The following is an 18,739-nucleotide window of genomic DNA, read 5'->3' as shown; positions in this document are numbered from 1 at the left end:
CGTGGAGCCCGTCGCCTCGGCTGGGGCATCGCTGAACGTCGAGGACCGCGACGATGGGGTCCGGGTGCTGACGCTGTCCAACCCGGCCCGCCGCAACGCGCTCGATGACGGGCTGCTGGCGCGGCTGGACGCGGCGCTGGCGCCCGCCCCGCAGGTGCGCGCCTTGCTGGTGCGCGGCGCGGGCGGGGCCTTCTGCTCCGGCTACGACTTGACGCACCTGGGGCCCCCGGGCGCGGACGGGCGCCTGCCGGACGACTTGCTGGTGGAGTGCCTGCTGAAGCTGGAGTCCCACCCCGCGCCCAGCGTGGCGCTGGTGGAGGGCGCGGCGGTGGGCGCGGGCTTTGATTTGGCCGCCTCGTGCGACTTCCGCGTCGGTACGCCCAACGCCGTCTTCCTCATGCCCCCCGCGCGCCTGGGCATCGTCTACTCGCCCGAAGGGCTGGCCCGGGCGGCGCGGCTGGTGGGCGTGGCGCGCGCCAAGCAGCTCTTCCTCGCGGCGCGGAAGCTGAGCGCCCGGGAGGCCCTGGAGTGGGGGCTGCTGGATGACTGCCTGGTGGACGCGGAGGCCCGGGCGCTGGCGCTGTGCGCCACCCTGGCCGGCCATGCGCCGCTGGCGGTGTCGGGGATGAAGGAGTCCTTCGGGCGGCTGGCTCGGGCCCCGCTGGAGGAGGCGGACCGGGCGCGGCTGCGCGACTTGCGCGCGGCGGCCTTCGGGAGCGAGGACGCGAAGGAGGGGCGGGCGGCCTTCCTCGAAAAACGCCCGCCCCGCTTCTCCGGCCGCTAGTCAGGGCGGCCGGCGGGGCGCTGCCACGGCGACCTCAGGTGTCGCCGAAGAGCTCGCCCATGCGGAGCTGCAGCGCCGAGGCAATCTTGTACAGCGAGGAGATGGATGCGGAGGACTCCGCGCGCTCAATCTGCGACAGCAGCGACACCGACAGGCCCGTGCGCCGCGCCAGCTGCTTGAGCGTGAGCTCCTGCGTCTTGCGCGCGTCACGGATGGTGCGGCCAATGGCGCGGTGCAGGTCCGCCTCCGGGTCCTGCGACAGGCCCTTCTTCTGGAGGGCGTTGCGGACCGCGGTGATGAACTGCTCCGGCTCCATGGGCTTCTTGACGTAGTCGGAGGCCTGGGCCTTGAGCGAGGCGACCGCCGTGTCCACCGTGGGGTAGGCGGTGGCGACGATGACGGCCACGTCCGTGTCGTACTTGCGAATCTGCTCCAGCACCTCGGTGCCCGACATCTGCGGCATCATCATGTCGAGGATGACGAGGTGGAAGTCGGAGCCCCGGAGGATTTCCACCGTCTGGGTGGGGTCCGTCGTGGTCACCACCTCGTAGCCTTCACGGGTCAGGACCAGCTTGAGGTAGTCGCAGTTGTCCTGCTCATCATCAACTACCAGGATGCGAATCTGCACAGCGTCTCCTCGCTGCAGTTCAGTGTCGTGTAGCCGGAGCGCCCCCGGGGGGGCGGGGGCAACTCCAGCAGACCACTACTTCTTGGGATTCTCGTAACTCTCAACCAAACCCTTCACGCGTTCGTAGTACGCGTGATTGGGCGCCAGTTCCAGGAATCGCTTGTAGTGAACCGCGCCCTTTTCGGGCTGATTGTCGTTCGCGTAGGCGGACCCCAGGTAGAGGTGGCACTCGGCGCGGTTGGGTTCCAGGTCGAGGCACTTGTTCAGTTGCTCGATGGCCTGCCGGTACCGCAGGCCCTTGATGTGCTCGAAGCCCTCCGCCTGGGCCTTGGCCGCCGCGGACTGCGTGGGCGGCGGCGCCTTCTCCGTGCCGGAGGTGGGAACCGCCGCGGGCGGCGCGGCCTTCTTCTGGGCCTCGGCGACCTGGACCTTGAGCGCCGCGTACTCCCTGGCGAAGGCCTTGGTGGCGGCGCTCTCCCGGAGGGCCTCCTCGGCCTCCGGCAGCTTGCCGTCGCCCAGCGCCTTGCGCACGTCGTCGAGCCGCCGCTTCATGAGCTGCTCGGCCCGGGCCTCGTCGAGCCGGGTCTCCACGTCGCGGGGGCGCTTGCCGTTGGCGTCCTGGATGCCCTCCAGCGCTTCCACGGCCGCGTCGAAGTCCCGCGCGGCAATCGCCTTGTCGGCGACCGCGCGCTGCTCCTCCATGGAGGGGCCCTTCGGCGGCGGAGGTGTCTCGGGCGCCTGGGGCGGCGGCGTCGCCGCGACCTGGGGGTTGTTCGCCGGCGCCTGCGCTCCGACGGCCGCCGGAGGCGCGTCATCCGGAACCGGCGTGGGCACCTGGGCGACGACGGGGGGCGCCGCCGGCTGGGTGCCCTGCTGGTTCATGTAGTAGGCGGCCGCGCCGCCACCGCCCAGCAGCAGGGCCGCCAGGCCCGCCACCAGTCCCAGCTTGGAGCGCGAGCCACCACCGTCCGCCACGTCGTCGGCCGCGTCACCCGCGTTGACGAAGCGCAGCTTCACGTGGCCCAGCTCGACGATGTCGCCGGTGCTGAGCGTGGCCTGCGCGTAGTTCTCACCGTTGATCGTCATCCCGTTGGCGGACTGCATGTCGATGACGCGCCACTCGCCGCTGTCCTCACGGACCAGCTTGGCGTGGGTGCGCGACAGCGACCGATGATCCAACGTGATGTCGTTGTCGTCGGTGCGGCCGATCCGCAGCTCGGTGCGGATGCACGCGAACTCCTGGCCCTTGAGCTCGTCCGGGGACAGCACGAGCAGGCGGGGGGCGTCCTCGGCGGGCACGTCCACCACCTTGCGCGGCCGCTCCGCCTCCACCTGATCCAACCGGATGATGGAGGTGGAGTGCCGGCGGGCGTCCGCGGCGCTCTGGGAGGGCGGCGTGTGGTCGCGCTCGTCGTCGGCGTCCTCGTCGGAGTCGTCCTCCGGTTCGGGCTCCGGCCGGCGGGCGGGCACCTTGGTGGTGATGGGGCCTGCGGCGGCGTTGGCCGCGCCCTCGGCTTGGAGCGCGAGGTCGTAGTCGCCAATCTGGACCAGGTCGCCCTCTTTCAGGGGCGACTGACCCGCGATTCGCTCGCCGTTGATCCGGGTGCCGTTATAGCTCCCCAGGTCCTCCACTACGACGTGGCCATTGAGTCGCACCAATCGTGCGTGACGGCGAGACACATTCCGTTCCGTCAGGCGGATGGTGTTTCCCTCCTGACGGCCAATGGTGATCTCGTCACGCACGAAGGGAACAACTGTCTTGCGCCCCTCGTCGTCTTCGATGATGAGCTTCAGCACGGGTCCGATCCGCGTACAGTCATAGCAGAACGGCCTTTCCCTGTACAAGCCATGTATCCCCCTCAAAAGACAGGACTTTCTCCCGAGGAAGAGGGGCAGGCGAGGCTGTTGTCCATCGGTCAATCGGCCGGTGAAGCGCGACCCGGCGGGGGACCCTGGCTCACCTTGATCCTGGCCACCGTGCTGGTGGGCATCCACGGCGCGGCGCGGGCGGCCGGGCCCGTGGGCCTGGACACCCTGCTGCGGTGGGGCGCGAAGGCGGGGCCCCTGGTGGTGGACGTGGGGCAGGTGTGGCGGCTCGTCACCGCCAACCTCCTGCACCGGGACTTCCTCCACCTGGGCCTCAATGTCCTGGTGCTGCTGGCGGCGGGGACCGGGCTGGAGCGGCTGTGCCGGCGCCGGGACTACGCGGCCCTGCTGGTGGCGGCGGGCCTGGCCACCATGGCGGGCTCGCTGGGCAGCTCCGGCGCGGTGAGCGTGGGGGCCTCCGGGATTGTGTATGGCTGCGTGGGGGCGTTGCTCGTCCTGGGGCGGCGTCACCGGGCGAAGCTGCCGGCGCGGTGGATGTCCGGAGAGGCCGCGGTGCCCACGGTGCTCGTCTTCCTCTGGATGGGGTGGACGTCGGTGGGCGTGGACAACGCGGGGCACCTGGCCGGCCTGCTCGCCGGCTTGCTGGCGGGCGTCTTCCTGGAGCCGCGCTGGCGCCCGGACCCCGGCTGGTTGCGCCCGGTGGCCATGGTGGTGGCGGCGGTGGCGCTGGCCGGCGCCGTGGTGGCGGAGCGCTCCGTCTGGCGCACGGAGCGGGATGATGGCTTCGGCATCTCCGTGAGCCTGCCTCGGGACTGGCGAGGCGAGGTGGACGGACAGGGCCGGCGCGCCTTCTCCAACGGGCTGCCGGGGCGTGGCCGGGCGACCTTCTCGGCCGAAGCCATCGAGGCGGGCGAGCCGGGGGACGGTTCGGTGCAGGCGCGGCAGTTCCTGGAGGAGGTGCTGGTGCTCGGCGCCCCAGGCCCGGAGGGCCGTCCGCTGAAGGTGACGGGCCCGGTCGCGGCACGCGTGGGCGGCCGCGGCGCGCAGCGGCTCTCCGCGGAGCTGGAGGGAGTGGGAGGCGCCACCCAGCTCACGGCGCTCTTCGTGCCGCGCGGGGAGTGGGTGTACCGGCTGGTGTTCACCTGGCCCGCGGCGTACCCCGCCTATCGCGGCGTGGTGGACCGGATGGTGGCGGAGCTGCGGTTCGACGAGCCCTCCGTCCTGCGGGAGGCGCGAGCCCGCGCGCTGTTGGTGCCGGGCGCTCCGGGGCCGCTGCGCTCGCTGGGGGCGGTGCTCCGGCGCCTGGGCCTTCCCAAGGAGGCGGTGGCGCCGCTGAGCGAATCCGTGCGGCTGGCACCGGCCCATGTGCAGACGCGCGTGGAGCTGGCCCGGGCGCTCCTGGAGGCCTCACGCGTGGAGGAAGGCTGTCACGCGGCCGCGGAGGCGCGCGTGTACGGGCCGTGGAACACCGGCGCGCTGGAGGCCGGCGTGCGCTGCGAGCTGTCGCGCGGCGACGTCGCGCGGGCCCTGGAGCGTCTGGTGGAGGCGCGCCGGGTGGACCCTCAGGATGCCCGGCTGCGCGCGGCCGAGCTGGCGCTCCGGACGGTGCTGGAGGCGTCCCCACGGCGGTGAAATTCACGTCGGAAAATGTAGGCGAAACTCCGGAGAATCATCGCAGATAACCCCAATGTAGGTTGCAGTCACACGCAGGGGGGGGAACACCATGCCGCAGATTCCTGGAGTCAAGTCGACCGTTTCTTCGTTCAAGCCGGGCCCCGTTGTGGCGGAGGTCGCGGACCGGACCATGAACGCGGTGTCGCTCGAGGCGAACGTCGCGAAGAGCGTGGGTGGCAGCAAGAGCGGGTCCTCGGAGCAGGTCCGGACGCCGCAGCAGGTGGTGAGCACGATTGGCGGCACGTCGGGCACGCTGAACAACGCCATCAACGTGGCGGACACCTTCGAGACGGGCGCCCGGGCCATCGGCCAGATGTCGCGCGGCAACGTGCCCACGGCCCTGCCGCCCACGGTGGTGGGGAAGACGCTGGGCAAGTTCGTGCCGGGGCTGAACGTCATCGGCGCGGTGTCGTCGCTGTCCAACACGCGGGACGTGTTCACCAACCCGTCGTCGACGCCGTCGCAGAAGACGCACGCGGTCATCGACTCGGCGAGCGCGGTCGTGTCCGCGCTGCCCGTTCCCGGCCTCTCTCAGGCGGGGGCCGTGGTGAATACGGTGAACAGCCTCTTCACGCCGTCTTCGTCGCAGTGAGCCTTTCCCGGCCCCGGGCGCTCCTTGGGGGGAGCACCCGGGCGCCGGGCTTCACTCAGTCCTCGTCCTTGAGCAGGAAGTCGTTGTTGATGACCTTGAACGACAGCCTGCCGCCGAGCGTGGGGGAGAGCCGTTCGACGAGCGGCCTCACCACGATGCCTTCCTTCCGCTGCTTCGTGCCCGGGTAGTGGCCCTGCGCCAGCTTCAGGTAGTGCTCCAGGCCGTGGTCGAACGCGCGCGCCGCCTCGCCGGTGACGACGTGCTCCACCGGCACGGTGCGCAGGCCGTGCTCCGCGCAGAACGCGATGAAGTCCTCGTGCCCGAGGAACACGCCGGTCCGCGTGTCATGCACGCTGAAGATGAACAGCTCCAGCGCGTCCAGGCCCAGGCGGTTCTTCTGGATGCCGGGCCCGCACAGCTCGCCCTGCACCGCGAAGCCCGGCGGGAGCACGGTGTCGAGCGCGTACTTCTCCGCCATCCGCCAGACCGGGTTCGGCCCTCGCTTCAGGGCCCAGTTTCGCGAGCAGGCCACCAGCTCGCCGTCGAGCGTGCGGAAGAACGTCCCGGACGTCCCGTCGAGCTTCGTCGTCACGAAGAAGTCGTGGCCGCGAAGCTCATCGAGGACGCCGAGCGCCGACTGCACCCGGACTTCGTCCGTCTTCGGCACCTGCCCCGGAAACGGCCCGGCGACCTCGCGCGTGTCCGGCAGCGCCGGCTCGAACTTCACGACCCCGAGAGCGTCGCGCACGTCCGTCCCGACGGCGGGCACCGTGCTGGGAAGGATGGAGGTGGGCAGGGCCAGCCCCTGGGACAGCACGCCCCGGAGCCGCGCCGTCTTCACCCGGAAGCCCCGGGGCCGGAGGAACTCGGCCCAGGGCCGGCCCTCTGGCAGGAGGCTGTCGATTTCGAAGAAGACACAGGCGTCGCCGACGGCGAACTCGCCCTTCTTCACGACGACGTCCCAGCCCATGACGCGCGCCTTCAGGAGGGTGTCCGCTCCGGACACGGGCTCCAGGTGGTCGATGCGCTGAATCGAAACAAGCTTCCGCTCCATATGCCCTCCTTTCCACGGCGACAGGCCGGGGCCCCTGGTGACGAGGCCCCTTCAGCGGGCTGACAGTACCGCGGGCCGGTCCTCGACGGCGCCGGGGGCGCGCGCCCGAGCCCCGCGTCCCGGTGAACGGGCGCCTCGCTCCCTGGCCGCGCGAGCAGGAGGGCGTAGACCACCGCTGGGGCGAGCATGAGGTCTCCCCGGCGGCCGCCTCCCGTCGGCCTCGGGAAGCAGCGACTGGCCCGGGCGTTTGAAGCCGCGTGCCCTGCCGGGGCGCCGTGCTTTCGCGGGGTTGGCGTCTTTGTCGCGGACAGCCCCCTGACCGAGGGGGCCGAGTCAGGCGCACGTCACAGGCCACGGGCGGTGGTCGACCGGAGGGGGCCACGGGGATATAACGCCGCGTCCTGCCGAGGGTGGGCCGCCCACCGCCCGGAATGACTCAAGGAGCTTCAGTCCGTGGAGAGCGAAGTCGAACAGCAGCGGGAGCAGACCTTCAGCGAGGCCATCCTCGGCAAGGACTTCTTCCAGGCGAAGTGGGCGAAGCGGTGGCTGGAGCTGTCCCTCAGCCTGCGCGTCGTGACGGCCACGGCGGGCTTCGCGGCCCTGCTCTTCCTTCCCTACCTGGGCGCGGTGGGGCTCTGGGACTGCTGGGAGACGCACTACGGTGAAGTCGCGCGGATGATGATTGTCCGCCAGGACTACGTGTATCCCTTCTGGGAAGGCTCGTGGTTCTTCTCCAAGCCGCCGCTCACCATGTGGATGCAGGCGCTGGGGATGAACGCCGTGGGCGCGGTGAACCCCGTCGGCAGGCTGGGCCTCTACACGGAGTGGGGCATGCGGATGCCCTTCGCGCTCCTGAGCATCACCGCGGTGGCGCTGTTGTCGCTCGCGGTGGCGCGCGTGGTGTCCCGGCGCGCGGGCCTGGCCACCGGCTTCGTGCTGGCCACCATGCCGCTGTACTTCCTGCTCACGCGCCAGACGGTGACGGACACGCCCTTCGTCACGACGTTCATCTGCGCCATGTCGTGCGCGCTCATCGGCCAGCTCGACCCGACGACCAGGCACCGCGCCGCCTGGTGGTACGGCTTCTACTTCTTCGCCGGCCTGTCCTCCCTGGCCAAGGGCATCCTGGGCGTGGGCCTGCCCGCCGTCATCCTGGTGCTCTACGCGGCCCTGTCCGTCATCCCGTGGGACAGCGCCAGCCTGGACGCGCACCTGAAGTGGCTCACGCAGTCCCGCTTCCGCAAGGACGTGCGCGAGGGCCGTCAGCCCATGCCGGTGCTGTGGGGGCAGATGTACAAGATGCACCTGGGCACGGGCGTCCTCGTCTTCTTCGCGGTGGCGGGCCCCTGGTACCTGACGCTGTCGCTGTTCGGCTCGGTGGACGACGAGGGCAAGCTCTTCTGGTACCGCTTCTTCGTCCACGACCACCTCAACCGCCTCACGGCGGGCGTGCACACCACCACGCCGGGCGGCACGTTCATCTACTTCATCGAGCAGGGCGGCTTCGCCATCTTCCCCTGGGTGGCGCTGCTGCCCGGCGCCTTCGCGGTGGTGGCGCGGCTGAAGCTGCGCTCGGAGAAGGCGGCGGACCACCTGGCCATCATCGCGGTGCTGTGGGTGGCCTTCTCCTTCTGGCTGCTGTCGTCCAGCGCCACCAAGTTCCACCACTACGTCTTCCCGGTGCTGCCGGGCGTGGCCGTCCTCCTGGCGCTGTTCATCGACAAGCTCTGGGAGGAGGGCATCTCCACGCACGCGGTGAGCCTCATCTTCGGGCTGATGCTCTTCATCCTGGTGGGGAAGAACATCGCGGAGAACCCGAAGATCTTCACCGACCTGTTCGTCTACAACTATGACCGGCCCTACCCGCAGGACCTGGTGACGAAGCCCATCGCCTTCTTCACCTCGCGCCCGCTGTGGACGGGAGATCTGGTGACGCTGGTGCTGCTGGCCGTCGGCGTCTACCTGTCCTTCGACGCCTTCTCCGCCAGGGGGCGGGCCCGGACGACGCCGAGCGCGCGCGCCGTGGCGCTGCTGTTGCTGCTGGGCGGCGTGGCCACCCTGGGCGCGGTGAGCGCCCAGTCGCAGGTGTCCGCCAAGGCGCTGGTGGGCGTGGCGGTGCTGGCGGTGGCCGGCTACCTGGCATGGGAGTCCCTGCGGCCGGGCGCGGAGGGGCGCGCGTCGCTCCAGTCGCTGGCCGGCGTGCTGGCGGTGGTGGGCATCGCGTTCGCGGTGCGGGGCTTCCGCCAGCCGGCGGTGGAGGACTCGCTGCTCAAGGCGCTGTCGGAGCCCGTCAACATCAAGAAGACGCTGGGCTTCACCTTCGCGGTGGCCGGCGGCATGGCAGTGGTGGCGGCGCTGATGCGCGCGCGGGCGATGCTGTTCGGCACCTTCTGGGTGCTGGCCGCGGGCATGGCGCTCTGGTTCAACTGGAGCCACTGGGTGGACCTGTCCCACCACTGGACGCAGCGCGACCTCTTCTGGCGGTACTACGCGCAGCGCCAGCCGGGCGAGCCCATCATCGCGTACATGATGAACTGGCGCGGCGAGACGCTCTACTCGCAGAACACGGTGGAGCAGTACCGCGCGTCGGACGCCAACGCGCGCCTGCGCGCCCTGGCCCAGCGCCCCGGCCGGGAATGGGCGCTGGTGGAGCACAACCGGCTCAACCTGCTGCGCACCGCGGTGGGCTCGGGCAAGGTCGTCACGCCGGTGGACCGCGACATCAACAACAAGTTCGTCCTGGTGACCATCGATTGAGCGGCATCCACGTCCAGGGGTTGGGCAAGCGCTTCGGAGACCGGGTGGCCGTGGAGGCGCTGTCCTTCCACGTGCGGCCCGGAGAGGTGTTCGGCCTCTTGGGGCCCAACGGCGCGGGGAAGACGACCACGGTGCGCATGCTCACGGGGCTGCTGCGGCCCACCGAGGGCGAGGCCACCGTGTGGGGCCACCACGTGGACCGGGACGGCGAGCCGCTGCGCAAGGTGGTGGGCCTGCTCACCGAGCAGCCCGGGCTCTACGACCGGCTCACCGCGCGGGAGAACCTGCGCTTCTTCATGAAGCTGCATGAGCTGGATGAGTCCGCGGCCTGGCCCCGGGCCCGGCACTACCTGGAGCGCTTCGGTCTGGGCGGCCGTGAAGCGGAGCCGGTGGGCGGCTTCTCCAAGGGCATGCGCCAGAAGCTGGCCATCGTCCGGACGCTGGTGCACGACCCGAAGGTCATCTTCCTGGACGAGCCCACCAGCGGCCTGGACCCGGAGTCCGCGCGCACCGTGCGCGACGCGGTGGCGGAGCTGGCGTCGGAGGGGCGCACCATCGTCCTGTGCTCGCACAACCTGGCGGAGGTGGAGCGGCTGTGCGAGCGCGTGGCGGTGGTGAAGCGCCGCCTGCTGGCCATGGGCCCGGTCCGCGAGCTGCGGCACGCGGGGCAGGCGCTGGAGGTGCGCGTGGAAGGGGAGGCGGAGCGCTTCCGCGGCGCGCTGGCCCAGCTCCCCTTCGCGCCCAACGTCCTGGCGGAGGGGCAGAAGCTGCGCGTCATGCTGGCGGAGGACGCGCAAGCGCCCGACGTGGTGGCCTGCCTGGTGGGCGCGGGCGCGCGGGTGCACAGCGCGGTGCCCACGCAGCGTCCCCTGGAAGAGGTCTACCTGGAGCTGCTGCGCGAAGGGAGGGGGTAGCCCATGGCGTTTCGTCCGAAGCGGGCCCTGGCGGTGTTCTGGAAGGACTTCCTGGACCTGCGAAAGAACCTGGGCCTGCTGGTGTCCATGGCGGTGCTGCCCACCGTCATGGTGCTGGTGCCCATTGGCGTGGTGTGGACGTACGTGCGCACGCCCAACCACGCGGACCTGCGCAGCGTGGCGCTCTTCTATGACCCCGCGCTGCCGCTGGGCGCCAGCGCCGCGCGCTTCCTCATCGACAAGACGCTCACCGACTGGTTCGGCATGTTCCTGGTGATGCCGGTGTTCGTGCCCATCCTCATCGCGTCCCAGAGCGTGGCGGGGGAGAAGGAGCGGCGCACGCTGGAGCCGCTCCTGTCCTCGCCGGTGACGGCGGCGGAGCTGGTGACGGGCAAGAGCCTGGCGGCGCTGGTGCCGTCCGTGGCGATTACGTGGACGGCCTTCGTCCTGTTCTGCGTGGGCGTGGACATCGTCGCGTGGCCGCTGGTGAAGATGCCGCTGATGCCGAACGCGCTGTGGACCTTCGGCGTGTTCGTCATCGCGCCGCTGTTCGCCTTCTTCGGCAACGGGGTGGCGGTGCTCATCTCCGCCCGGGTGAGCGAGGCGCGCATGGCCCAGCAGCTCTCCGCGCTGGTGGTGCTGCCCATCGTCGGCATGGTGGGCGGGCAGGTGGCCGGCGTCCTCAAGGCGGGCTTCGGCTACTACCTGCTCCAGGGCGCGGTGGTGCTGGTGCTGGACGCCTTCCTGCTGTGGGCCAGTATCCGCCTGTTGGATCGGGAGCGGCTGGTGAGCCGCTGGGGCTAGCGGACGCCGGCTGTCGCTTTCCAGGGCATCCGGCCGGCCGAGCGGCTAGGCTTTCGCCAGTGAAACTGGCATGTTGCGAGCAGGTGACGGTACGCGAGCGCGCGCGCTTTCGTCCCGGATGCCATGCTCTTAAAAGGGGTTGAGGCGGCGGCGCGGGTTGACCGGCCGCCACCGCGGCCACGGAGGCGCTGACTGGCAATGGGTATCTTCGACAGCATCAAGGGTGAGGCGAAGCGCAACTTCATCGCCCGGGCGGACTCGGCGAAGGGCGACATCATCTACAAGTATCCGGAGAACAACGTCCGGATGCTGACCCAGCTCACCGTCGATGCGGACGAGGTCGCCCTCTTCGTGAAGGACGGCAAGGTGGAGGGCAAGCTGGGGCCCGGCCGCCACTCGCTGGACACGAACAACATCCCGTTCCTGTCCCGCCTCATCGAAGGGTTCACGGGCGGCAACCTCTTCATCTCCGAAATCTTCTTCGTCTCCACCCGGGAGTTCGCCGGCGTGAAGTTCGGCGGCCCCATCGGTGACGTGCGTGACCCGGAGACGGGCCTGGGCATCGGCACCATGGTGTACGGCGACTTCTCCATCCGCGTGACGGACCCGGAGCGCCTCGTGGTGGGGCTGGTGGGCATGGGCCGCACCGGCAACGACGAGCTGCTCGGCTGGTTCAAGAACCAGGTGCTGAAGGTGACGCGCGACCGCATCGCGGAGCTGCTCGTCAAGAAGCGGTGGCCGCTGCTCGACGTGACGAGCGGCGCGTACACCGAGGAGATTGAGACGGAGGTCATCGCCGGGCTCAAGCCCCACGTGGACGGCTACGGCCTCACCGTGGTGCGGATGGGCAACTTCCACGTCTCCATCAAGGAGGAGGACGAGGCGACGCTGAAGAAGCTGGGCAAGGACGTGGCGTACTCGCGTCTGGCCGGTGGCTTCCAGCAGTACGCGCAGGGCCAGGCGATGCTCGGCGCGGCCGAGGGCATGGCCAAGGGCGGTGACGGCGGCGGTGGCGCCGGCAACGCGCTGGGCGGCATGGGCATGGGCATGGGCTTCGGCATGGCCCAGCAGTTCATGAACCAGCAGCACCAGCAGCAGCCGTACCAGCAGCGGCCCCCGGAGCCCGCGCCCGCGGCGCCCCCGGCGGACACGCGCAGCCCCGCGCAGCGCCTGAAGGAAATCAAGGAGCTGAAGGACGCCGGCGTGCTCTCCGACGAGGAGTACAACGCGAAGCGCGCGGAGCTGATGAAGCTCCTGTAGTTCCCTTCCGCGCCCCGCGCGGCACCCAGGGCCTCCGTCCGACGCCGGGCGGGGGCCCTTGTTTTTCCCGCGACGGGGGCTGGGGGTGCATGGACCTCAAATGTCCACTGGGATACATTCGCCGGCCGCGTTCGCCGTGGGTGTGCGTGCCGGGACGTGCCGCCGAGGCGTCTTGAGGGCGTGCGTCATGCATGGGCACGGGAGGGACGTGTCGCGGGAGGCAGGTGCTCCCGCGGGCCGGACGTCCCCGCGCCAGCCGGGGTCTGGCCGCGCGCTTTCAGGGAGACAAGTCATTGAGGACCTTTCGTTACAAGTCCCGCTCGGCGCTGTTGCTGCTCACGGTTTCGCTGGCCGCCTGCCGTGAGGATGCTCCGCCGGCTTCGCCCATCGACGTGCCTCGGGAGGAGCAGTCCGCTCCGTTCGTGTCCATTGACGGCATGGACAACGCGGCCGGCTTCCTGCGGGGCACCATCCAGGGGCAGGGCGACATCAAGGCCGTGGAAGTCCACGTGGACGGCGTGTTGCTTGGCTGGGCGGAGGTGCATGGCGACGAATGGAGCATCCCCTGGCGGCCCGGCGTGGGGACGCGCGCCATTGAAGTGGTGGGGCATGACGGCGCGGGCGTGCCGGCCCGCGCGTCGCTCGCGCTCCAGCCGCTGGAGTTCGACACGGCGCACGCGCTGTACCAGCCCGCGTCGCTGCTGACGCTGCCCTCGTCCGGGTCCGCGACGACGCGTTACACGCTGGACGGTTCGACGCCCAGGGCGGACTCGCCCGTCTACTCCGCGCCGCTGGTCCTGCTGCGCTCCCAGGGCGAGCCCACGCCGCTCTCCCTCATCCCCACGAATCCGCCGGAGACGCCGGTGGATTGGCGGTGGTTGCCGCCGCGCACGCCCGCTGGCCGCGCCGCCGTGGTGCGCTTCCAGCAGTTCCAGGAGGCCACGCCCGTGGGCGCGTCCGGCACCCGGACCTACCTCATCGACGCGTCACACGGCGCGCTGCCGGTGATGTCGCTGACGGTGGACGCGGAGCACTTGTTCGGCTTCGAGCACGGCATCTACGTGCCCGGGCGCACGCACGCGGAGGACCCGCGGCCGGACTGGATATGGGGCAACGGCAACTACCACCAGGGCGGCAAGGACTGGGAGCGGCCCCTCCACGTGGAGTGGTTCGAGGTGGACGGCCAGCCGGTGATCGCGCAGGGCGCGGGCGTGCGCATCCACGGCTCGGGCAGCGCGGCGCTGCCGCACAAGAGCCTGCGCCTGTACGCGAAGGAGGACTACGGGCCCAAGACGTTCCGCGCGGCGGTGTTCCCCGACCAGGCGCTGGACGCGTACACCCGCCTCATCGTCCGCACGTCGGGCCAGGACCTGCTCTTCTCCAAGATTCGGGACTGCGCGCTCCAGGGCCTGCTGCGCGAGACGTCCCTGCACCTGCAGGCCTGCCGTCCCACCGTGCTGTACCTCAACGGTGAGTACTGGGGCCTGCACGAGCTGCGCGAGCGGTACGACGAGTACTACCTCGCGTCGCGCCACGGCATCGACCGCAAGAAGGTGGCCATCCTGGAGCTGGAGGGCTTGCTCGACACCGGCGAGGAGGGAGACGAGGCGCACTACCTGGCGCTGCTGGACTTCGTCCGGAGCAACGACCTCTCCCTCCCGGAGAACCTGGCCCAGGTGGAGGCGATGATGGATGTGGACGACTTCATCGACTACCAGGTCGCGGAGCTCTTCTTCGCGAACGGTGACTGGCCCCAGAACAACGTGAAGTTCTGGCGCTACGTGGCGCCGGAGGCCCAGGGGCCCGCGGCGACGGACGGCCGCTGGCGCTGGCTGCTCTATGATTTGGACAACGCCTTCCTCGGCGACCCGGGCTACGACTCATTGGCGCGGGTGCTGACGGACGAGTCGCTGCCGGAGTGGTCCGTGCTGCTGCTCCGCGGGCTGCTGACGAACGCGGACTTCAAGCACCGCTTCGTGACGCGCTTCCAGTGGCACCTGGACAACACCTTCCGCGAGGAGCGCGTGACCGCGCACCTGGAGTCCCTGGCCGACCTGGTGGCCGCGGAGATGCCCGCGCACATCGAGCGCTGGGGCTACCCGGCGTCCGTGGAGTCCTGGCGCTACGCCGTGGACGCGATGCGTGCGTTCGCCACGCAGCGGCCCACGCACGTGCGCCAGCACCTGGAAGCGGCCTTCGGTCCCTTCTAGGGGGCCGGCGCGGTGAACTCCTCCAGCCCCGGCGCGGGTGGGGGCTGGGTGAAGTCCTCCAGCCCCGGCGCGGCGGGGAGGATGGCGTCCTCCACGCCCTCCAGGTTGAGCTTCATGGGCACCTGGAGCGTGGTGCCCAGCCGCAGCAGCAGCACGTCCGGCTCGATGCCCTTCTCCCCGATGGCCTGGGCCACCTCGCGGGCGGACAGGGCGTTGCCCCGGGCCCACAGCGCCTTGAGGAACTCGCCCGACTGGGCGTTGCGCCACCACGCGGGGCCGAAGCGCGCCTTGAGCTGCGCCTGGAGCTGCCCCGCCAGGAACCAGGCGCGGAAGCTGTCCGCGGACTGGAAGAAGTCCTCCTGGTCCACGAGGTAGCGCTCGGCGTCCACGTCCGTCAGCGGGATGTCGTCGGTGCGCGACATGATTTCGCGGTACAGCGCCTTCGGGTCGGCCTCCACGCGGCGGTGCAGCTCCAACTGGTACAGCAGCCGGCCCGCGGCGTGACGGATGAGGTACAGCTTGTGCGCGCTGGACGCGGCCAGGTACTGGGCGCGCTGCTCGCCGCTGACGCCCGCGTGCTCCTCCAGCCACACCGGGTCCTCGGCCAGGTCCTCGAAGAGGGCGGAGAAGGCCTCGCCCACGGTGGGGTTGCCCAGGCGCGCCAGCTCGAAGCGCGCCTCCGTGGTGAAGGCCGCGTGCAGCGCGTGGCCGAACTCATGGAGCACGCGCGCCTGGTGCAGCACGCCCGTGCCCGGCTTGAAGGAGATGCGCACGTCGGACGGCACGCGCACCACCAGCGCCAGGGGGCGGGAGCTCTTGGCCTTCACGTCGCGCGCGTCGATGGTGACGTTGGGCAGCTCCCCCAGGTCCAGGCCCATGCCCGCCAGCGTCCCGTGCGCCTTGAGCAGGGACTCGCCCCTGGGGAAGGCGTCCTCCACCTCGCGCGAGCGGAACAGGCGGGGGATGTCCGCGCGGGTGATGTCCTTGAAGGGCATGCCCAGCTCGCGCTGGCTCAGCCGCTCCATCACCACGCGGTAGGGGGCCTGCGTGGCCTGCAGAATCTCCTCCGCCAGCACGCTCAGCCGGCCCAGGTCCGCCTGCCGCAGCTCGCTGCCGAAGGCCTCGTAGGACTCGAACCCCAGCTCGCGCACCAGCTCCTCCGCGCGCTCCTCGCGGCGGCGCAGCGTCTGGTTCAGCCGCTCGATGGCGGGCGTGGCCGCGGCGTACAGCGCCCGGCGCCGCGCCACCGTGCGCTCGTTGGCCAGCAGCCGCTCCAGGTCCCGGTAGCGCACGTCCTTCCCGTCCATGGGGAAGGTGAGGGAGGCCTCCAGGTTGGCGGCCGCGTCGTTGTACTCGGCCAGCGCGTGGGACAGGTACTCCCCGGCGAAGTGCGAGTGCAGCGCGGTGAGGGCGCGCACCTCGCGGGCGTCGTCGGTGAGCTGGCGCAGCCGGTCGATTCTGCGGATGTTCTCGACGCTGAACAGCGCCTCCTGGCCCGCATAGGTGGCGGCGACGTCCACGTGACGGCCCTGCGTCCAGAAGTCCCACACCAGCCGGCTCTGGGCCTCGAGGAGCGTCTCGGCCTTCGTGGACATGGCGCTGACGTCCGCCTGGAGCTGCTGCTTCTCGGAAAGGGCCTGTCGGGCATCGGCGGGGGGCCCCTTGGGGCAGCCGACGAGGCAACAGGCGAAGGCGAGCAGCAGTGGAATCCTTGGGTGCATGTGGTTCCCCATGTTACTTGCGCCCTGCCCATGCCCAATCTTTCTCAATGGCGGGCCGCCCGGGGGCGCCAGGCCCTCTACTCCGCCCTGCGCCGTTTCTTCTCCGCCCACGGCTACCTGGAGGTGGAGACGCCGCTGCTCATCCCCACGCCGGGGATGGAGCCGCACATCAACGCGTTCGAGGCCGGTTTCATCCCGGAGACGGATGTGGGCTCCGCGCGGCCGCTCTACCTGCACACCAGCCCCGAGTACGCCATGAAGCGGCTGCTCGCGGACGGTGCGGGGCCGTTGTTCCAGCTCTGCAAGGTGTTCCGGAATGGGGAGGTCTCCCCGACCCACAATCCGGAATTCACGATGCTGGAGTTCTACCGGCCCCACGCGGACTACCACGCCATCATGGATGACCTGGAGGGCGCGCTGGCGGAGGCGGGGCGCGGCGCGACGGAGGGGGAGCCCGGCGCGGACCCGGCCTTCTTCACCCGCACCCCCTACGAGCGCCTGACGGTCCGCGACGCGGTGCTGCGCGCCACGGGGGTGGACCTCCACCTGCACGCGGACGGCCCGTCGCTGAAGCGGGCGGCGGAGGCGGCCGGGGTGCGCACCGGGGACGCGGAGACCTTCGACGACGTCTTCTTCCACCTCTTCCTCCAGAAGGTGGAGACCGGGCTGGGCCACGAGCGGCCCACCTTCCTGGTGGAGTACCCGGCCTCCATGGCGGCGCTGGCCCGGCTCAAGCCCGGCGACGCCCGGGTGGCGGAGCGGGTGGAGCTGTACGCCAAGGGGCTGGAGCTGGCGAACGGGTTCTCCGAGCTGACGGACCCGGTGGAACAGCGCGCACGATTGATGGAAGAACAGGCGCTCAGGCGCCGGCTGGGCCGCGCCGTGTACCCACTGGACGAGCGGTTCCTCGACGCGGTAGGGCGGATGCCACCCTCGGCGGGCATCGCCGTGGGGCTCGATAGAATCCTGATGCTGCTGCTCGGGGTCCAGCGCATCTCGGACGTCCTCCTCTTCCCCGCCCACGAGTTCGTTTGATTCGCAAGCTCCTGCAGACGGCCTTTGCTGGGACGGCGGCGGTGGGCATCACCGGCGTGCTGTCTCCCGTGGTGTCGGCGGTGTCGCTGCTGCGGGAGCCCCAGGACGCGGATGGGCTGCTGACGCTGTGGGGGCGCTCGGTGCTGGCCGCCGCGGGCGTGCGGCACGAGGCCGTGGGGGTGGAGAACATCCCCGCGGGCACCCACGTCGTCTTCGTGAGCAACCACCAGTCGCACTACGACGCGCTGGTGAACTTCGCCCACATCCACAAGCACACGCGCTACGTGGCCAAGGCGGAGCTGTTCCGCATCCCCGTCTTCGGGCCGGCGCTCCGGCGCGCGGGCAACATCCCCGTGGAGCGCACCGGCGGCGGTGGAGACAGGGCCCGCCTGTCGGAGGCCGTCACGGCGCTGCGCGAGCGGGTGAGCGTGCTCTTCTTCGCGGAGGGCACGCGCAGCACGGATGGGCGGCTGCGGCCGTTCAAGAAGGGGGCCGCGACGCTGGCCATCCAGGCGGGCGTCCCCGTGGTGCCCCTGGCCGTGTCGGGGACGCGGCTCATCCTTCCCAAGGGGGGGCGGGCCGTGCGGTGGGGCCAGCGCGTGGCGCTGGTGGTGGGCAGGCCCATCCCCACCCAGGGACTGACGATGCAGGACCGCGACGCGCTCACGCGCCAACTGGAGGACGCGGTCGCGGAACTCTATGCCGAGGCCTGCAAGCGCTCGGGAGACACGCCATGAAGAAGCCCATTCAGACCACATCCCAGGCGCACCCCTGGCACGGCATCACCCCGGGTGAGGACGCCCCTGAAATCGTCACCGCGTACATCGAAATCGTCCCCACGGACGCGGTGAAGTACGAGCTGGACAAGGAGTCCGGCATCCTCAAGCTGGACCGCCCGCAGCGCTTCAGCAGCCAGTGCCCCACGCTCTACGGCTTCATCCCGCAGACCTTCTGCGACGACCTGGTGGCGAAGCGCTGCGCCGAGCGCACGGGCCTGAAGGACATCAAGGGCGACGGCGACCCCATCGACGTCTGCGTGCTGACGGAGAAGGTCATCTCCAGCGGCAACCTGCTGGTCCGCGCGATTCCGATTGGCGGCTTCCGCATGGTCGACGGCGACGAGGCCGACGACAAGATCATCGCGGTGCTGGAGTCGGACCTGGTGTACGGCGAGCTGCAGCACATCGCGCAGCTCCCGCGCGCGCTGCTCGACCGCCTCAAGCACTACTTCCTCACCTACAAGCAGATCCCCGGTGAGGGGAAGCGCAGCGTGGAGATCGCCGAGGTCTACGACCAGCCGGAGGCCCTGGAGGTCATCAAGCGCAGCATGAAGGACTACGCGCGCATCTACGGCCCGCAGGTCACCACGAAGGCGCGCTCCACCCGCAAGCGCGGCGCGGCGGTGGAGGCGAAGATCGCCAGGCCCGCGAAGGCCAGGTCGAAGTCCGCGCGCAAGTCCCGCGCGTCCTGACGGTCGCG

At 70.7% G+C, this 18,739-nt stretch carries 15 protein-coding genes; 11 read left to right on the top strand and 4 right to left on the bottom strand.

Going from position 1 to position 18,739, the window contains the following annotated elements; translation table 11 throughout:
• Nucleotide 1 precedes the first annotated feature (1 nt).
• Entirely contained in the window at nucleotides 2-784 is a 783-nt protein-coding gene (locus MYMAC_RS27155; RefSeq protein WP_013942039.1) for an enoyl-CoA hydratase/isomerase family protein, read from the top strand.
• Nucleotides 785-818: 34 nt separating this feature from the next.
• Here MYMAC_RS27155 and MYMAC_RS27150 read toward each other — a convergent pair whose 3' ends face one another.
• On the bottom strand, nucleotides 819-1,412 hold the full coding sequence (locus MYMAC_RS27150) for a response regulator (protein ID WP_002634367.1): 594 nt from the start codon (nucleotides 1,410-1,412) through the stop codon (nucleotides 819-821).
• 75 nt (nucleotides 1,413-1,487) lie between these two features.
• Nucleotides 1,488-3,209, bottom strand: a complete 1,722-nt coding sequence (locus MYMAC_RS27145) for an FHA domain-containing protein (protein WP_095960187.1) — start codon at nucleotides 3,207-3,209, stop codon at nucleotides 1,488-1,490.
• 165 nt (nucleotides 3,210-3,374) lie between these two features.
• Here MYMAC_RS27145 and MYMAC_RS27140 point away from each other — a divergent pair, with 165 nt between their 5' ends.
• Nucleotides 3,375-4,871: a rhomboid family intramembrane serine protease gene (locus MYMAC_RS27140; RefSeq protein ID WP_204816972.1), complete on the top strand. Its 1,497-nt coding sequence runs from the start codon at nucleotides 3,375-3,377 to the stop codon at nucleotides 4,869-4,871.
• A 172-nt stretch (nucleotides 4,872-5,043) separates the two neighbouring features.
• Nucleotides 5,044-5,505: a hypothetical protein gene (locus MYMAC_RS27135; RefSeq protein WP_239989045.1), complete on the top strand. Its 462-nt coding sequence runs from the start codon at nucleotides 5,044-5,046 to the stop codon at nucleotides 5,503-5,505.
• A gap of 55 nt (nucleotides 5,506-5,560) precedes the next feature.
• Here the strand turns inward: MYMAC_RS27135 and MYMAC_RS27130 are convergent, their stop codons facing one another.
• Nucleotides 5,561-6,559 (bottom strand): RNA ligase (ATP), encoded by a 999-nt coding sequence (locus MYMAC_RS27130; protein WP_095960185.1) that lies wholly within the window; start codon nucleotides 6,557-6,559, stop codon nucleotides 5,561-5,563.
• Nucleotides 6,560-7,012: 453 nt separating this feature from the next.
• Here MYMAC_RS27130 and MYMAC_RS27125 point away from each other — a divergent pair, with 453 nt between their 5' ends.
• From MYMAC_RS27125 to MYMAC_RS27105, 5 genes are all read left to right on the top strand, one after another.
• A complete protein-coding gene (locus MYMAC_RS27125) occupies nucleotides 7,013-9,316 on the top strand; it encodes an ArnT family glycosyltransferase (protein WP_095960184.1) in 2,304 nt (767 codons plus the stop codon).
• Complete coding sequence (locus MYMAC_RS27120; protein ID WP_095960183.1) at nucleotides 9,313-10,230, top strand: ABC transporter ATP-binding protein; 918 nt, start codon at nucleotides 9,313-9,315, stop codon at nucleotides 10,228-10,230. Before MYMAC_RS27125 ends, MYMAC_RS27120 begins: the two co-directional genes overlap by 4 nt.
• 3 nt (nucleotides 10,231-10,233) lie before the next feature.
• On the top strand, nucleotides 10,234-11,034 hold the full coding sequence (locus MYMAC_RS27115) for an ABC transporter permease subunit (protein ID WP_013942032.1): 801 nt from the start codon (nucleotides 10,234-10,236) through the stop codon (nucleotides 11,032-11,034).
• 198 nt (nucleotides 11,035-11,232) lie between these two features.
• On the top strand, nucleotides 11,233-12,294 hold the full coding sequence (locus MYMAC_RS27110) for an SPFH domain-containing protein (RefSeq protein ID WP_095960182.1): 1,062 nt from the start codon (nucleotides 11,233-11,235) through the stop codon (nucleotides 12,292-12,294).
• Between the two features lie 293 nt (nucleotides 12,295-12,587).
• A complete protein-coding gene (locus MYMAC_RS27105; RefSeq protein ID WP_095960181.1) occupies nucleotides 12,588-14,504 on the top strand; it encodes a CotH kinase family protein in 1,917 nt (638 codons plus the stop codon).
• Here the strand turns inward: MYMAC_RS27105 and MYMAC_RS27100 are convergent.
• Nucleotides 14,501-16,225, bottom strand: a complete 1,725-nt coding sequence (locus tag MYMAC_RS27100) for a chromosome segregation protein SMC (protein WP_170114777.1) — start codon at nucleotides 16,223-16,225, stop codon at nucleotides 14,501-14,503. The two genes, MYMAC_RS27105 and MYMAC_RS27100, sit on opposite strands and share 4 nt — an antisense overlap.
• 30 nt (nucleotides 16,226-16,255) lie before the next feature.
• Between MYMAC_RS27100 and epmA the strand changes: the two genes are divergently transcribed.
• The 3 genes from epmA to MYMAC_RS27085 are packed head-to-tail and all read left to right on the top strand — an operon-like array spanning nucleotide 16,256 to nucleotide 18,731.
• Nucleotides 16,256-17,260: an EF-P lysine aminoacylase EpmA gene (gene epmA / locus MYMAC_RS27095; protein ID WP_013942028.1), complete on the top strand. Its 1,005-nt coding sequence runs from the start codon at nucleotides 16,256-16,258 to the stop codon at nucleotides 17,258-17,260.
• Nucleotides 17,257-17,997, top strand: coding sequence for a lysophospholipid acyltransferase family protein (locus MYMAC_RS27090; RefSeq protein WP_095960179.1), 741 nt, complete (start codon nucleotides 17,257-17,259; stop codon nucleotides 17,995-17,997). Before epmA ends, MYMAC_RS27090 begins: the two co-directional genes overlap by 4 nt.
• A complete protein-coding gene (locus MYMAC_RS27085; RefSeq protein WP_013942026.1) occupies nucleotides 17,994-18,731 on the top strand; it encodes an inorganic pyrophosphatase in 738 nt (245 codons plus the stop codon). The genes MYMAC_RS27090 and MYMAC_RS27085 overlap by 4 nt, the downstream gene beginning before the upstream one ends.
• The last annotated feature ends 8 nt before the right edge of the window (nucleotides 18,732-18,739 follow it).

Origin of the sequence: Corallococcus macrosporus DSM 14697, from assembly GCF_002305895.1 — a bacterium.
Lineage (GTDB): Bacteria > Myxococcota > Myxococcia > Myxococcales > Myxococcaceae > Myxococcus > Myxococcus macrosporus.
The sequence above is the reverse complement of the archived record's forward strand: the minus strand, read 5'-3'. Positions and strand labels throughout refer to the sequence as shown.

What these genes read in the sequence shown, in the direction of transcription:
- MYMAC_RS27135 (WP_239989045.1), top strand. Translation starts at nt 5,044, where the DNA reads ATGAACGCGGTGTCGCTCGAGGCGAACGTCGCGAAGAGCGTGGGTGGC.
- MYMAC_RS27130 (WP_095960185.1), bottom strand. Translation starts at nt 6,559, where the DNA reads ATGGAGCGGAAGCTTGTTTCGATTCAGCGCATCGACCACCTGGAGCCC.
- MYMAC_RS27115 (WP_013942032.1), top strand. Translation starts at nt 10,234, where the DNA reads ATGGCGTTTCGTCCGAAGCGGGCCCTGGCGGTGTTCTGGAAGGACTTC.
- MYMAC_RS27110 (WP_095960182.1), top strand. Translation starts at nt 11,233, where the DNA reads ATGGGTATCTTCGACAGCATCAAGGGTGAGGCGAAGCGCAACTTCATC.
- MYMAC_RS27100 (WP_170114777.1), bottom strand. Translation starts at nt 16,225, where the DNA reads ATGCACCCAAGGATTCCACTGCTGCTCGCCTTCGCCTGTTGCCTCGTC.
- epmA (WP_013942028.1), top strand. Translation starts at nt 16,256, where the DNA reads ATGCCCAATCTTTCTCAATGGCGGGCCGCCCGGGGGCGCCAGGCCCTC.
- MYMAC_RS27085 (WP_013942026.1), top strand. Translation starts at nt 17,994, where the DNA reads ATGAAGAAGCCCATTCAGACCACATCCCAGGCGCACCCCTGGCACGGC.